This window comes from Paraburkholderia terrae (assembly GCF_002902925.1).
Lineage (GTDB): Bacteria > Pseudomonadota > Gammaproteobacteria > Burkholderiales > Burkholderiaceae > Paraburkholderia > Paraburkholderia terrae.
Genome location: NZ_CP026112.1, coordinates 1,711,194 through 1,725,011 on the forward strand (window position 1 = coordinate 1,711,194; position 13,818 = coordinate 1,725,011).

General features: G+C 61.9%; 12 protein-coding genes. 6 read left to right on the forward strand and 6 right to left on the reverse strand.

Annotated elements, in window-relative coordinates; genetic code table 11:
* The first annotated feature begins 3 nt into the window (after window positions 1-3).
* The 3 genes from C2L65_RS23795 to C2L65_RS23805 all read left to right on the forward strand — a co-directional run bounded on the left by C2L65_RS23795 (window position 4) and on the right by C2L65_RS23805 (window position 3,089).
* Window positions 4-867 carry an intradiol ring-cleavage dioxygenase gene (locus C2L65_RS23795; RefSeq protein WP_042308850.1) on the forward strand — a complete coding sequence of 288 codons (864 nt, stop codon included), beginning with the start codon at window positions 4-6 and terminating at the stop codon, window positions 865-867.
* Window positions 864-1,943 (forward strand): maleylacetate reductase, encoded by a 1,080-nt coding sequence (locus C2L65_RS23800; RefSeq protein ID WP_042308852.1) that lies wholly within the window; start codon window positions 864-866, stop codon window positions 1,941-1,943. The genes C2L65_RS23795 and C2L65_RS23800 overlap by 4 nt, the downstream gene beginning before the upstream one ends.
* A 75-nt stretch (window positions 1,944-2,018) precedes the next feature.
* Window positions 2,019-3,089 carry an SDR family oxidoreductase gene (locus tag C2L65_RS23805; RefSeq protein ID WP_042308854.1) on the forward strand — a complete coding sequence of 357 codons (1,071 nt, stop codon included), beginning with the start codon at window positions 2,019-2,021 and terminating at the stop codon, window positions 3,087-3,089.
* Between the two features lie 78 nt (window positions 3,090-3,167).
* Here C2L65_RS23805 and C2L65_RS23810 read toward each other — a convergent pair whose 3' ends face one another.
* From C2L65_RS23810 to C2L65_RS23825, 5 genes are all read right to left on the reverse strand, one after another.
* The gene (locus C2L65_RS23810) at window positions 3,168-5,510 is read right to left on the reverse strand and encodes a mechanosensitive ion channel family protein (protein WP_042308857.1); all 2,343 of its coding nucleotides are present in this window, start codon (window positions 5,508-5,510) and stop codon (window positions 3,168-3,170) included.
* 114 nt (window positions 5,511-5,624) lie between these two features.
* A complete protein-coding gene (locus C2L65_RS23815) occupies window positions 5,625-6,572 on the reverse strand; it encodes a hypothetical protein (RefSeq protein ID WP_103254573.1) in 948 nt (315 codons plus the stop codon).
* A 287-nt stretch (window positions 6,573-6,859) separates the two neighbouring features.
* Window positions 6,860-7,219: a MipA/OmpV family protein gene (locus C2L65_RS46665; RefSeq protein ID WP_233446525.1), complete on the reverse strand. Its 360-nt coding sequence runs from the start codon at window positions 7,217-7,219 to the stop codon at window positions 6,860-6,862.
* Window positions 7,220-7,237: 18 nt separating this feature from the next.
* Window positions 7,238-7,549 (reverse strand): hypothetical protein, encoded by a 312-nt coding sequence (locus C2L65_RS46670; RefSeq protein WP_233446526.1) that lies wholly within the window; start codon window positions 7,547-7,549, stop codon window positions 7,238-7,240.
* Between the two features lie 213 nt (window positions 7,550-7,762).
* Window positions 7,763-8,899, reverse strand: coding sequence for a BamA/TamA family outer membrane protein (locus tag C2L65_RS23825; protein WP_042308860.1), 1,137 nt, complete (start codon window positions 8,897-8,899; stop codon window positions 7,763-7,765).
* Between the two features lie 566 nt (window positions 8,900-9,465).
* Between C2L65_RS23825 and C2L65_RS23830 the strand changes: the two genes are divergently transcribed.
* Window positions 9,466-11,031, forward strand: a complete 1,566-nt coding sequence (locus tag C2L65_RS23830) for a DUF3300 domain-containing protein (protein WP_427910164.1) — start codon at window positions 9,466-9,468, stop codon at window positions 11,029-11,031.
* On the opposite strand, the gene C2L65_RS23835 is transcribed toward C2L65_RS23830, so the two are convergent.
* Window positions 11,028-11,222 (reverse strand): hypothetical protein, encoded by a 195-nt coding sequence (locus C2L65_RS23835; RefSeq protein ID WP_156132301.1) that lies wholly within the window; start codon window positions 11,220-11,222, stop codon window positions 11,028-11,030. The two genes, C2L65_RS23830 and C2L65_RS23835, sit on opposite strands and share 4 nt — an antisense overlap.
* A 201-nt stretch (window positions 11,223-11,423) precedes the next feature.
* Here C2L65_RS23835 and C2L65_RS23840 point away from each other — a divergent pair, with 201 nt between their 5' ends.
* Both C2L65_RS23840 and C2L65_RS23845 read left to right on the forward strand, forming a co-directional pair.
* Complete coding sequence (locus C2L65_RS23840) at window positions 11,424-12,767, forward strand: DUF3300 domain-containing protein (protein ID WP_042308866.1); 1,344 nt, start codon at window positions 11,424-11,426, stop codon at window positions 12,765-12,767.
* Between the two features lie 12 nt (window positions 12,768-12,779).
* Window positions 12,780-13,697, forward strand: a complete 918-nt coding sequence (locus C2L65_RS23845) for a DUF2950 domain-containing protein (protein WP_042308868.1) — start codon at window positions 12,780-12,782, stop codon at window positions 13,695-13,697.
* Window positions 13,698-13,818 lie beyond the last annotated feature (121 nt).

The window sequence follows — 13,818 nt, forward strand, 5'->3', positions numbered from 1 at the left end:
TTCATGCGAAACCTCGACGAGAACACCATCACGGATGCCGTGCTTGCACGCCACGAACACGCACCCGATGAGCGGCTCAAGACGATCGTCACGAGTCTCGTGCGACATCTGCACGCCTTCGCCCGCGAAGTCGGCCTGACCGAGCGCGAATGGGAAGCCGGCATCCGCTTTCTCACCGATGTCGGCCATATCACCGACGACCGCCGCCAGGAATTCATCCTGCTGTCGGATACGCTGGGCCTTTCGATGCTCGTGACGGCAATGGCGCATCGCAAGCCCAGCGGATGCACGGAAGCGACGGTCTTCGGTCCCTTCTTCGTCGACAATGCGCCCGAATATCGTAACGGCGACGATGTCGCCAATGGCGCGCGCGGCGAACCGTGCTTCGTGTCGGGCGTGGTGCGCGGCCCGGACGGCGAGCCGGTGAGCGGCGCGCGCATCGAAGTCTGGCAGGCGGACGCCGATGGTTTCTACGACGTCCAGCACAGCAACGCCGACACGCATCGCGCAAGAGGCGTGCTGCACAGCCTGTCCGATGGGCGTTATCACTTTCGCTCGATCGTGGCGGAGCCGTATCCCATTCCGCACGATGGACCCGTGGGACGCATGCTCGAAGCACTAGGACGTCATCCGTGGCGCCCGGCGCATCTGCATTTCATGATTACGGCGCCCGGCTACGAACGGCTCGTCACGCATGTCTTCCGCGAAGGCGATCGCTACCTGGACTCGGACGCCGTGTTCGGCGTGCGCTCGTCGCTGATCGCGCCGTGGATTCGCCACGAGAGCGGCACCGCGCCCGACGGCACGGTCATGGCGACGCCATTCAGCACGCTCGCATTCGATTTCGTTCTGAGCCGATCCTCATGATTGCCTTCACCTACACCGGCCGGCCCGGCCGCATCGTCTTCGGCTCGGGAGCGATCGAGCGCCTCGCCGGCGAGCTGGACGAACTGTGCATCCGGCGCGCGCTCGTGCTCTGCACGCCGGAGCAGCGCTTTCTCGCCGACCGCGTGCGCAAGCTCGCGGGCGAGCACTGCGCGGACGTGTTCGACCGGGCCGTCATGCACGTGCCCGTCGAAACTGCGCAGGAAGGGGTCGCGGCGGCGCTCGCGGCGGGCGCGGATGGACTGGTCGCAGCGGGCGGCGGGTCGACACTCGGACTCGCGAAAGCCATCGCGCTCGAAACCTCGTTGCCGATCCTTGCCATTCCGACCACGTACGCCGGCTCCGAAGTCACGCCTATCTACGGCATGACGTCGGCCAGCGAGAAAAAGACGGGCAAGAGCTATCGCGTGCTGCCGCGCACCGTGATCTACGACGCGTGCCTCACCCTGACCCTGCCGGTAGCGCTGTCGGCGACGAGCGGCCTCAACGCGATCGCGCATGCCGCCGAAGGCCTCTATGCGCAGGACGCCAATCCCGTGATGTCGATGTTTGCCGAAGAAGGCATCCGCAGCCTCGCGCGCGCGTTGCCGCGCATCGTCGAGCAGCCGGACGATATCGCGGCGCGCGAAGCCGCCCAGTACGGCGCATGGCTGTGCGGGACCGTGCTGGGCAGCGTCGGCATGGCCTTGCATCACAAGCTGTGCCACACGCTCGGCGGGATGTTCAATCTGCCGCACGCGGAAACCCATGCGGTGATGCTGCCTTACTCGATGGCGTTCAATCTGCCGGCCGCGCCAGCGGCGCACGAACGTCTGTGCAAGGCGCTGGACACGCAAGAACCCGCTGCCGCGCTGCACGAGCTTGGCCGCTCGCTTCATGCGCCAGCGTCTCTCGAAGCGCTGGGCCTTCGGTCATCCGATATTCACGCGGCGGCCACGGCGGCAATGCAGGCGCCCTATTACAACCCTCGGCCGCTCTCTTATGAAGCGGTACATCGTTTGCTGGCATGTGCTTTCGATGGCATACGACCCGATAGCCGGACGTTCGAAAGCGTGTAGACGCTTTCTTTATCGAAGCCTGCATCCGCAGATTCTTCCTGCAAACCCAGATACTTTTCGATTCTTTGACTCTACATGGACAAACGTGTACTCATCATTGGCGCGACGGGCATCGTCGGCGGCAATCTGGCGCAACATCTACTCGCATGCGGAGGCTGGCACGTGACGGGGCTCTCGCGCGGCCGCACAGCGGTGCCTGACGGCATCGAATCCGTCACAGCCGATCTGACTTCCGCGAGATCCGTTGCCGACGCGCTGCAAGGGCGGCATTTCAGTCACGTCTTCTTTACGGCGTGGTCGCGACAGGCAACCGAGCGCGAGAACATCGAAGTGAACGGCGCAATGGTGCGTCACGTGCTGGACGCGCTCGGCCCTACCGGCAAGCTCGAACATGCCGCGCTCGTCACGGGGCTCAAGCACTATCTCGGCCCCTTCGAAGCGTATGCGCAAGGCAGTGTCCCGCTCACGCCGTTTCGCGAGGAACAGGGCCGGCAACCCGTCGACAATTTCTATTACGAGCAGGAAGACCGGCTGTTCGAAGCAGCAAGTCAACATGGCTTCAGCTGGAGCGTGCATCGGCCGCATACCATCATCGGCTTCGCGCTCGGCAACGCGATGAACATGGGCGTCACGCTCGCCGTGTACGCCACGTTGTGCAAGGAAACGGGGCAACCGTTCGTGTTTCCGGGTTCGCCCGCGCAATGGAACAGTCTCACGGATATGACCGACGCACGCCTGCTCGCGCGGCATCTCGAGTGGGCATCCACATCGGCCAGCGCGCGCAACGAGGACTTCAACGTCGTCAATGGCGACGTGTTCCGATGGAAATGGATGTGGTCGCAGTTGGCGCACTATTTCGGCATCGAGCCTGCGCCTTTCGACGGTGAGACTCGTCCGCTCGAACATCGCATGCAGGAGGCGAGCAGGCAATGGGCGGAAATCGCGGCCCGTTATCAATTGAAGGAAGCAGGCATCGACAGGCTCGTGTCGTGGTGGCATACGGACGCCGACCTCGGACGTCCGATGGAAGTTCTGACTGACATGAGCAAAAGCCGCAAAGCCGGGTTCCTCGATTACCAGAGCACGCCGGATGCGTTCTTTGCGCTGTTCGACAGGTTGAAGCGGGAGCGGATCATTCCTTCGTAGCGGCGTTTTGTAGAACGCGGCGGCTGTATATATACCGCCGCCGCTTTCGATGCCGGCTGCAGTCCGCGCGCGTTCCGCTCACGGGTTGCGCTCCCTCGGTGACGCGTGCAGCTGCATCTGCGGCACCGGGATCTCGATGCCAGCCCTGTCCATCACGAGCTTGAGCCGTGCATTGAAAGCGCGCGCCACGCTCCATTGCTGTAAAGGCCGGGTCTTGATCTGCCCTTTCACCACGATCCAGTTGGCATCAAACCGGTCGAGCCCCCACACTTCGATGGGACCGAGAATCTCGTCTCGAAAGCGGGAATCTTCGGTCAGGTCGGCCCCGACTTGCACGATCATCCGGGTCACTTCGTCTATGTCGGCCGAGAATGGCAGTCGTACTTCGAATACCGCGTTGGCGAAGTCGCGCGAAAGATTCTTGACGATCTTGATCTGCGAGAACGGGATCGTGTGAACTGCGCCTTGTCCGTCGCGCAGACGCACCGTGCGGATCGTCAGGTCCATCACGGTGCCGGCGTGGCCACCGTCGACGTCGATCCAGTCACCTACCGAGATCGTCTCCTCGACGATGATGAACAGGCCCGTAATCAGATCCGTGACCAGCGACTTCGCACCGAAGCCCACTGCAAGGCCGATCACTCCCGCGCCTGCCAGCAGAGGTGTCAGATTGATCCCAAGACTCGCGGCGCCGATGATGGCCGCCAGGCTCACGACCGTCACGAATATCGCGTTGCGCACCAGTGGCAACATCGTGCGTGCTCGCACGCCTGGATTGAGTGTCTTGTTGCGTGAACTGCTCGGGCCCAATGTTTCGAGGATGACGGTGTCGATGAGAATCCACATGAGCCAGGCGCCAAAGACCGTCGCGATAACGGCGATTAGCGCATGTCTGAAGCCAGGCGTCATTGCGTTGTGTCTGATCAGACGGGCGATCGGACCGCTCCACAGCACCAGTTCAAACCGGATGTACGCAAGCCATATCGCGAGAAGGAACAACATGGTGGCGAAGCGCAGCAGTCGCATCAGATGCGGCGCCCGGCGCTGCACGCGCGAGTCCTTACGACGCGTCAGGTGCAGCAGCAAGGCGGACACGAACAGCGTGAGAACAAGAAACAGTGCGCTGAGAAGAGACGGCTGCAGGACGTTCCCCTCCTCACCGCGCCCGTCGATGATCGCGACGACGGATGCGATCGCGATCAGCAGGATCGGGATATGCCACAGTGAAGCGAGAATATCGAGCGCTTCCGTGGCGAACTTGTGATCGCGCCTGCGCGAATAGGCGCGGTTGCGTATCAGATGTGTGACGGGCCGCCGGTAAGCGAGCGCAAAGTAACCGATCAAAATAGCCGCAGCCATATTGGCGAAGCTCGACACGAGCCCGGCCAGATTCGCGCCGAGCAGGCGTATCACCTCCGGATTGGCCGTTGCGTCGCCAAGCGCGCCACATGCTCCGATTGCAAACAGCGGCCAAAGCCCCCGCGCAAGCAACTGCTGGACGGCGACGCGCCGATGTGCCGTACCGAACACGGAGAACGCGATCATGCAGATCGCCGAGAAAATCGATCCCGCGACGATCGCATAGGCAATCACCAGTCCAAGGGTTCGGCCGAGCGCATCGGGCATTGACTGCACGAACAGCAGCACCGCCACGAACGCGACGATCCAGGGCCCGGTCTGCCGCAAAGCGAAGCCCAACAGGTCGAGCGACGTCGGATTCGGCGCGAGCGCAACATGCCAGCCATAACGCGCACCGATGCGTCGCTGCAAATAGATCAGCAAGCCCGCGCAAGCGCCCCATCCCGCAAGCGTCACCACCATGCCGATCAGAAGCGCGGCGAATGATTCTCCGCGTACACCTGTGAGAACCGTTCGCAGTTCGCTGGCTGCCCCGCTGAAACGGGTCGCCCAGAAATGCAGCGGTGTGCGACCTTCATTCAGATTCGTCTCGACGGATGCAAGGCCGGACGCGATTGCGCCGAGCAGATCGCCTTTAGCTGGTGCAGGCGATGCGGGCGCAACATGCTGGCTGGCGTCTCGCAGCCCTTTCAGCTGGGTAACAAGCGCAGTACGTTGTTTGTCGTTGTCGAGCGTATCGATCAAGGTGTCCAGCGAGCGCGCAAGCTCAGCCTCGCTGGCGGCGGAAGAGGCGGATGCGGATTGCGATGCCGGGACTGGCGATGCGGCTCCCGTCGCCGTGTTGACGATACCTTGCAGCGTGGCGGGCAGAGGCGCGCCATCCGCCGGAACGATGCAGGTGCCAAGCGCGATCAGGATGCAGGCTACCGCCGGCCATCTGCGGAAGAATGGCATGATCCTCCCCGCGCCAGCGCTTGACGCGCCTACGCGAACTGATACGCGAGTGCGTTCGCTGACGAAGTGCTGAAAACGAGTGACCTGACGCCGCGTGAATGCGTTCATGGAGAACTCTTCCGAACGGTCCTCCTTTCGAGGGTATGGCGGCCTGGAAACCTATTAATCTAGACGCTCTATCCCAATGGCGTTATTGGACTTTGGTCTCATGCGCCGATGCACTTAAAAGCTCACGGCAAATCCGAACGACACGCCATGCACGTTGTGTCCAAAAACATATCTCACGAGCGCACGCGTGCGAGTGATGACGACCGGATATTTGCTGCTGTCGAGTTCGAGTCCGACGCCCAATGACGTGAGATCGTTGAAACCGAGCACCCCTGCGCTGTCGCCGAAGTAATGCGAGTAGGCCAATTCCAGCACATAGCGGATGGGCCGGTCGAGTGCGTGCCAGCCTGTCGGCGCGCGCCAGCGCGTCCACAGGCTCACTTGCTGCGCCATGGCCGAACCTTGAACCGCCTCCGACGAGCTACCGAAGCTGCGCAGGTAGATATCGGTCGCGCGCAATTCGGCGTCGATCTCATAGTTTGCGCGGTAGTGCTCGTAGTCGAGCACGAGCGAGCCGCCATAGCCATATGCATCGAGCGAGCCATTCTCCAGGAACTGGAGGTTGCTGTCGGTCACGTGGTTGACGACCGACTGCCCGAGTTTCAGATCGCTCGATACGCGTCCGATCGTACCGTTGAGAATCGGACGGAATACGAGTTCATCGGTGATCCGGAAATCCCAGCCGATACCGACCGTGCTGCTGAAAGTGTTCCATCGGGTTGGTAATGGACGCTGCTGGGCACCGTCCGTGGCGACGAACGTCGGGTCGTAGCGGCTATAGGCGAGCGTGCCCTCCACATACAACGGAAAGGATCTGCTGATCGTAAACCCGCCCCCCAGTTGCGACTGACCGAAGCCAGGATTTCCGGAAGCACTATTGTTGATCGAAAGCGAACTGGTCGTGACATCCGGGACCGTCGTGTAGCTCATCACGGCGAGCACCGCGTCGGCGTGCTGTTTCACGTTGCCACCGATAACGGTGCGGTTCGACAGTTGTTGACCCGGTGTTTGCTGGGCGTGTGCCGGAAGCGGCAGCAAGGCGACAATCAGGACCGCGCTCATCGCCAGGAATGACGTGCGACGCGGCCGTGGCCGCCGGAACATGGCCGTCTCCACTGTGCCTTGGCGATCGTCTTCGAGACTGCAAGCTGACTCAATGGTGCAAAACCGCATCAAGCCCCCCTGTCAATTGACGCGTCAGGTTGCTTTCCTTTAGTGGCGACCCGTCTCCGCCCGGTGACGCGGCACGGCCAGGCTATCGCCCGGCGGCCGCGCGCGGCTCCGGTAACATGCCGGGCGGCTGAAGCCGCGGCTCATTCTTTATATCGTGGTTGTTCACATCCGCTTCGTCAATCTGTCGACGTGCGATCCGGGCAACGGATGCTGCCAACCGATGTCGGCAAAACCTTTCGAAAGGCGTAAGCAAGGCCGACTCCGTAGGTAAGCTGGTTCCGCGTGCCTCGCTGCGTGACGATCGGGCTAGCGGCTGCGTCCCCGCTGATGCGCTGGTAATAAATCATTGCGCCTGCATACCAGCCCGGATTGATCTGATAGATCGCGGCAAGCCATCCGGTCACCTGATTCAGTCCCCCACCTGGTGTATACACGGGCAGTCCGCTTTTGGCGGCGTCCTCGGCCGTGACGCCGTAATAGGTTTCGTTGAAGCCCGCGCTCACCCAGGTCGCCCCCAGTCCGCCTCCGACGAACATCCGCTGATGGATAGGGAATCACGCGCTAGTGTTCAGCGAGATACGCGCGCCTGAATAGACCGCGCCTGCATTCGCGACTACCGTAACCTCTCCGCGCAGGCGATACGGGATATCACCAGCGTGGTTGTATTCGTATCCGACGAAGCCGCCGCCTTCCAGCGTCGTGTCCGCGCTGTGAATCTGCGAAACCACGGCATCGTCGACGTTTCGCCGGCCCAGTCGCAACGCCAAAGCCGGGCCCCATTGGAAACCTGTCAGGTTGCCAAAGTTATATTGCGCGTAGGTCCCATACCCTTCCAGCAAGTGACCACCGCTGGTCACGTAGCGCATGCCCGGTAAAACCCGACTATCCGGTCCTTGCCACCCGCATACTCGGTCGTCGACCCAATACCGCCTCCGATAAAATTTGGCAAAGCGTTCGACAAGTCAACGGGGCTGGCTTCCACACTCCGAATCACAGCGCATAAAGCGACCGCACCGAGCATCTCGCCACGCATCGTCTTCATCCGTCTCATCCTCTGATGGGCAGGTGCATCGATGCCGTCACCGCCAGCCGCTGCCGACCTGTATGTAGAACGCGTTCTGATCCTTGCTGTGTGCTACGTCGACGCCCACCGCGAGGCCGAGCTTGCGTGCGATCAGATAGCGCACGCCCGCGCCGACGCTCTGTACATTCTGCGATTCAGAAAAGCTGTGCCATCGTCCATATGCCTTGCCCACGCCTGTAAAGCCGAGCAATGACCAGCGGGGAACGAGATCCCATCTCAATTCAATTTCGGCCGTCACGGCATTTCTGTCCTGATACCGGCCCTTCTGAACGCCACGCAGATCGACATACGGTTGTGCGTAAAACGGAATGTCACCGCTGGAAAATTTGCTGTCCATGCGCAGGCCAAGTATCAGCGTATGCGTCAACGGTTGCCATGTGTAGCCGCGTGCAGCGTAGATATCGTAGTTTTGCGTGCCGCCGAAAGCCGTCCGGGCGGCCTGCGCCTCAAACTCGAGGAAACTGCCTTCGCCCGGGTAGAAAATATTGTCTCGGGAATCATAGTCCACCACGATACTGCCGGCGCCGATGCGCTGATCTTTTTGCACGCTGCCCAGTTCTCCCGGTGCTTCGCCAGAACCGAACGTGGACGACGAATCGAAAAAGATATAGCGCAAACCCGCATACCAGCGGCTGCTGCCAATCCGCATCAGCATTTGCTGGATCAATCCAACACCCAGGAGCGTATAGGATCTCGGCTGACTGGAAAGGCCAAAGTAGTCCAGATGTGCGTCTACTTTGGCAATTGCGCCAAGATATCGGTATCTGTCAGCGTCCCAGGTGTGGAAGTGAGCCGCGGCGGCGGCCCATGTACCGTTCTGGGTGTACAGGCCGCCCAGTGCCGTGACGTTCGGCGGCACGCGCTCCTTGCCATCGCGCGGAGGACCCGCCCCTGCATCGGAGGACGGATCGGAGAAGAACAATAGTCCGAGTCCAAGGCCGTAGCCGACAGCGGGCTCGGTGATCAGGATGGGTACAGGCAACGCGCCTTTGTGTTTGAGCAGGAAGTCGCTTACGTCGAATTGCCCGTCCTCCGGGTCCGTAAAACTGAGGGTTTCATCACCTGCGCGCGCGTCGACCGACGTGAAGACGATAGCCGAGAAAATCGCTGCAACCCAAGTTGACCGGAACAACCCGTCACGACGACGTCTTCGTCTTGTCAAATGCGTCGCAGAGCCACTGCGAATTCCCGTCCGCATGGTGGTAATCCCGTACGCGCGATGGACATCACGGCCAGATTCCGGATTCTCACGGGCGAACGAAATGAACATGGCATCCACTACCCGAAACAGGCATCACGATCGATGCGAAAAGCGAATCCATTGGCCGGATTGTTTCAGTCAAGATGGTTACGTGAACTCATCTGGGATCGAATGCAGCGCGCAACATGCTCGTCGTGTCGACGCGCCGCATTGCTTTTCTTCTCTCGATGACTCTAATTGAATGCCGTTGTCGCGCCAACTTCTCGATGGAGTACTTTGTGCGCACCGTCATTTTCCTGACTTGCAGTATTCGATCACACTGCGTCTAACTGTACCGATCGTGCATCGAGTACTAATCTAGTGAGTGATCAGTCATCAAATCGTAGTGCAGCGTCGCGTCTATCTATCAATCAGCGAATTCATCCGCCTGCTCATGCGGCCTTGTGCGGTCAACGCCCTGGAACATTTCGCTGCCTGACGAAGAAACAGGGGTAGCCATGTCGATAAGGATTGCACGACTGTTGAGCACCAGCCTCGTCGTCCTGTTGGCGGGCTGCCCATCGAAACAACAGGATCAGCAGGCTCAGACCCAGCCCGCTTCGGCGCCGGCGTCTGTGGCCGCTGCCGTGCCGGCTTCTGTTCCAGCCGCAGCCTCTGTCGCGGCCCCAGCGTCAGTCCCACTCCCGGCCTCGACGCCCGAGCCTCAGGCCCGGCAATTTCCGCCGGAAGAAATCGAGGCGCTAGTCGCACCGATTGCGCTCTATCCCGACTCGCTGCTGTCGCAAGTCCTGATGGCATCGACGTATCCGCTCGAGATCGTGCGCGCTGCCCGCTGGGTGAAAACGCACAAGAACCTGAAGGGCGAAGCTGCCGTGCAAGCAGTGCAAGACCAGCCGTGGGACGTCAGCGTGAAGTCTCTGGTGGCTTTTCCCCAGGTGCTGGAACCGATGAATGACAAGCTCGACTGGACCCAAAGCCTTGGCGATGCGTTCCTCGCAAATGAGAAGGACGTGCTCGACGCCGTGCAGCGCTTGAGGATGCGTGCGCAAAAGGCCGGACATCTGGCGTCTAACGAACAACAGAAAGTCATTGTCGAAGCACCTGCCCCGAGTGCGGGCGGCCAGGGCGGCCAGGCCGCCCCGGCGCAGCAAACCATCGTGCGCATCGAGCCGTCCAATCCTCAGGTTGTCTACGTGCCCTCCTACAACCCGACCGTTGTCTACGGCGGCTGGAGCGCTCCCGCCTACCCACCCACCTACTGGCCGCCGCCTCCCGCCTATTACCCCGGCGCCGCGCTCGCGAGCGGCTTCGCGTGGGGGCTTGGCATCGCTGCAGCAGGCGCACTCTTCAGCAACTGCAACTGGGGCGGCGGCGACGTCAACATCAACGTGAACAAGGCCGCCAACATCGACCGCAATTTCAACCGTACCAACGTGGAGGGTGGGAAATGGAAACACGATGCGGGGCATCGTCAGGGGGTCGCGTATCGTGACAATGCCACTCGCAGCAAGTACGCAAACGGTGTACAGGGCGCCGACGGGCGACGCGACTATCGCGGCCGCACCAGCGGCGCCACAGAGCGCGCAGGGGTCGCCAATCGGGCGGAAGGTGCAAACCGCACGGGTCGTCAGAACAATGTGAACACCGCCGACCGCGCTGGCCGAAACGCCGGTGCCAGCAATCGGTCCGACAAATCGGCTCGAGGTGCTACGGCCGGGAACCGCGCACAGACGTCGAACCGGACTGCCGGCGTCAACAATCGCGCAGAGGCGTCCAACCGCAACGCCGCAGCCGGCAATCGCGCACAGGCGTCCAATCGAAGTGCAACCGCGAGCAATCGCGCGCAAACGCCCACTCGCGTGGGCTCGTCAAACGCACAAGGCGGTTTCGGAGGCGCAGGCGGCGGCCGCGACTCGGCATTCCAGGGTGTCGGCGGGGGCGGCGCGGCGCAGCGGGACTTCAATCGCGGGCAAGCGAGCGCGCAGTCTTCGAACTTCAACCGTGGGGGCGGTGCAGCCCGTGGTGGCGGAGGCGGAGGAGGCGCACGCGGCGGCCGGCGCTAGTTCGTAGCGTGACGCGCGTGAATGCCCGCCGCAACGATATTGCACGCTGCGCCGACGCGATGCGCGACGGCATAGTCGCTGAATACGAATAACGCGATCATGAAAAAGAGCGCGGCGCCAGCGAGCGCCGCACACTCCTGATTGACCGCGATGATGAATGAACCGATCACAATGCAGCGATGTAAACGCACGCCAGCAGCCGTCATCAATCATCGCTACACGCCTTACCCTGTGCCGGAAGCACTGACTATTTGCATCGCAAGCGTCAATAGATGTTCTAACATCATATTGAGTAGACGCCGCAATGTCCCGCAAACCATTCCGCAATCTGCCATCAGTCGTAACAGGGCCCCTTGGTCGAGGTTCCTGTCATCCAGTCTGAAGGAGCGGCCATGTTCTCGTGGAACCTACGGCAGGCCAGAGCCACATGTCTTTGGCTGCTTGTCGTGCTGACGCTGGGCGTGGGGTCTGCGCACGCCCAGGACGCCCAGAATGCGCAGCCTGCGCCAGCTGAAACATTCAAGCCGGAAGAAATCGAGGCGCTGGTCGCGCCAATCGCGCTGTATCCCGATTCCGTGCTGTCGCAGGTTTTGATGGCGTCGACCTATCCGCTGGAGATCGTACACGCGGCGCGCTGGGTCAAGGCCAATCCCAACGTCAAGGGCGACGCTGCCGTGAAGGCCGTCGAAAATCAGCCGTGGGATGTCAGCGTGAAATCGCTCGTTGCATTCCCACAGATTCTCGAGCCGATGAATGACAAGCTCGATTGGACCCAGAAACTCGGCGACGCTTTCCTTGCGCAGCAAAAAGAGGTATTCGCCGCTGTGCAGCGACTGCGCGCCCGCGCGAAAGACTCGGGCAATCTCAAGTCGAACGAACAGCAGAACGTGGTCGTCGAGCCGGCACCTGCGGGTGGGCAAACCATCGTGAAGATCGAGCCTGCGAATCCGCAAGTGATCTATGTGCCCGCATACAACCCGACGGTGGTCTATGGCGCCTGGAGTTATCCCGCCTATCCGCCAACGTACTGGCCGCCCTATCCGGCCTACTATCCGGGCGCGGCGCTGATGACGGGATTCGCGTGGGGAATCGGGCTCGCCGCAGCGGGTGCGATCTTCAGCAACTGCAACTGGGGCGGCGGCGACGTCAACATCAACGTCAACAAGGCCGCGAACATCGACCGCAACTTCGACCGCACCAAGGTGGAGGGTGGACGCTGGCAGCACGACGGCAGCCATCGCCAGGGCGTGGCGTATCGCGACAATGCAACCCGCGACAAGTATTCGCGTAACGTCGGCGGTGCCGAGGGACGCAATGATTTCCGCGGCCGTGACGCGGGCGCGGGGGGACGCGCCAATACAGCCGACCGGGGAAACGCAGGCGATCGCGCATCCGTCGCTGACAGGTCGAATATGGGCGATCGTGCGGGGGATCGGACGGGCGATCGGGGTGGCGATCGGGCGGGTGGCGCGGGTGTCGCTGACCGATCCGCTGGCGGTAATTTTGGCGGTGGATCGAACCGCGCGGGCACCAGCGACTTTTCGCGCGCCAGCGATCGCGCAGGCGGCGGTGGCGGCGTCAGTGGCGGGCGCGACAACGCATTTCAGGGCGTAGGCGCAGGCGGCGCCACGCAACGCAGCCACGACCGGGGACGCTCCAGCATGCAGGGCTCAGGCTTCAGCCGACCAAGCGGCGGCGGCATGCGTGGCGGCGGCGGGCGCGGCGGAAGACGCTAGGGAGAGACGAGCATGACATTCACCTCACGATTTTGTTCGGGACGGCTTGCGGGCATCGTGCGCACCTTTGTCGTGGGATGCGTAATGTGTTTTGGCGCATTGCCTGTGGCGCACGCCGAGAAGGACTTCAGTACGCCCGATGCCGCGATGAATGCATTCGGCGAAGCCGTCACGAACAACGACGAGGCGACGCTTCAATCCATTTTCGGCCGCGACTTTCGCAATCTGATTCCGCCCGTCGGCGCCGACATCCGCAGCCGCTTCCTCGACGAATGGGGCAAGTCGCATCAGGTCGAGCAGTCAGGCGACAAACATGCCCGTATTGCCGTCGGCAACGACGGATGGACTTTTCCCATTCCACTCGCGAAGGGCGCCAAAGGGTGGCACTTCGATATGCAGGCGGGCGTCGAGGAAATGCGCCTGCGTCGGATCGGCCGAAACGAACTCGCCGTCATTCAGACGATGCTCGCGGTCTACGACGCGCAGCGCGAATATGCCCTCACCGATCACGACGGCGTCGGCCTGCTCAGGTACGCGTCGAAACTGTCGAGTTCACCGGGAAAGCACGACGGCCTGTATTGGCCAACAGAACCCGGCGCGCCTCCTAGCCCGCTCGGCCCGGCTTTTGTGCAGGCCACCACTCGCAATGCCGGGGACGCCGGATATCACGGCTACCACTACAAGCTGCTGACGTCGCAAGGTCCGCATGCGCCAGGTGGTGCCTACGACTATGTCGCGCACGGCAAGCTGTTCGGTGGCTTCGCCGTGCTCGCGTGGCCTGTGCGCTATGGGGAGACGGGCATCAAGAGCTTCATGGTCAGCCATGCGGGCCAGGTGTATGAACGCGATCTCGGTCCCGATAGCGCGGCAAAGGCGAAGGCCACTTCCTCGTTCGATCCTGGACCCGGCTGGGCGAAGGTGCAGCCTTGAAGTAAAGACTCGGGCTATAAGATTGGTCTGCCGCGTCAACCCGTGACAAAAACGGACGCTCGCGGCAACAGCTCGCGTCTTCTCTCATTCCCGACTTTCAGGGCAAACACACGCGTAAAGC

Excerpts from the sequence above, each read along its gene's own strand:
- C2L65_RS23840 (WP_042308866.1), top strand. The coding sequence starts at position 11,424 with ATGTTCTCGTGGAACCTACGGCAGGCCAGAGCCACATGTCTTTGGCTG.
- C2L65_RS23805 (WP_042308854.1), top strand. The coding sequence starts at position 2,019 with ATGGACAAACGTGTACTCATCATTGGCGCGACGGGCATCGTCGGCGGC.
- C2L65_RS23815 (WP_103254573.1), bottom strand. The coding sequence starts at position 6,572 with ATGAGCGCGGTCCTGATTGTCGCCTTGCTGCCGCTTCCGGCACACGCC.
- C2L65_RS46665 (WP_233446525.1), bottom strand. The coding sequence starts at position 7,219 with ATGTTCGTCGGAGGCGGACTGGGGGCGACCTGGGTGAGCGCGGGCTTC.
- C2L65_RS23800 (WP_042308852.1), top strand. The coding sequence starts at position 864 with ATGATTGCCTTCACCTACACCGGCCGGCCCGGCCGCATCGTCTTCGGC.
- C2L65_RS23830 (WP_427910164.1), top strand. The coding sequence starts at position 9,466 with ATGTCGATAAGGATTGCACGACTGTTGAGCACCAGCCTCGTCGTCCTG.
- C2L65_RS46670 (WP_233446526.1), bottom strand. The coding sequence starts at position 7,549 with ATGCGCTACGTGACCAGCGGTGGTCACTTGCTGGAAGGGTATGGGACC.
- C2L65_RS23845 (WP_042308868.1), top strand. The coding sequence starts at position 12,780 with ATGACATTCACCTCACGATTTTGTTCGGGACGGCTTGCGGGCATCGTG.
- C2L65_RS23795 (WP_042308850.1), top strand. The coding sequence starts at position 4 with ATGCGAAACCTCGACGAGAACACCATCACGGATGCCGTGCTTGCACGC.
- C2L65_RS23810 (WP_042308857.1), bottom strand. The coding sequence starts at position 5,510 with ATGAACGCATTCACGCGGCGTCAGGTCACTCGTTTTCAGCACTTCGTC.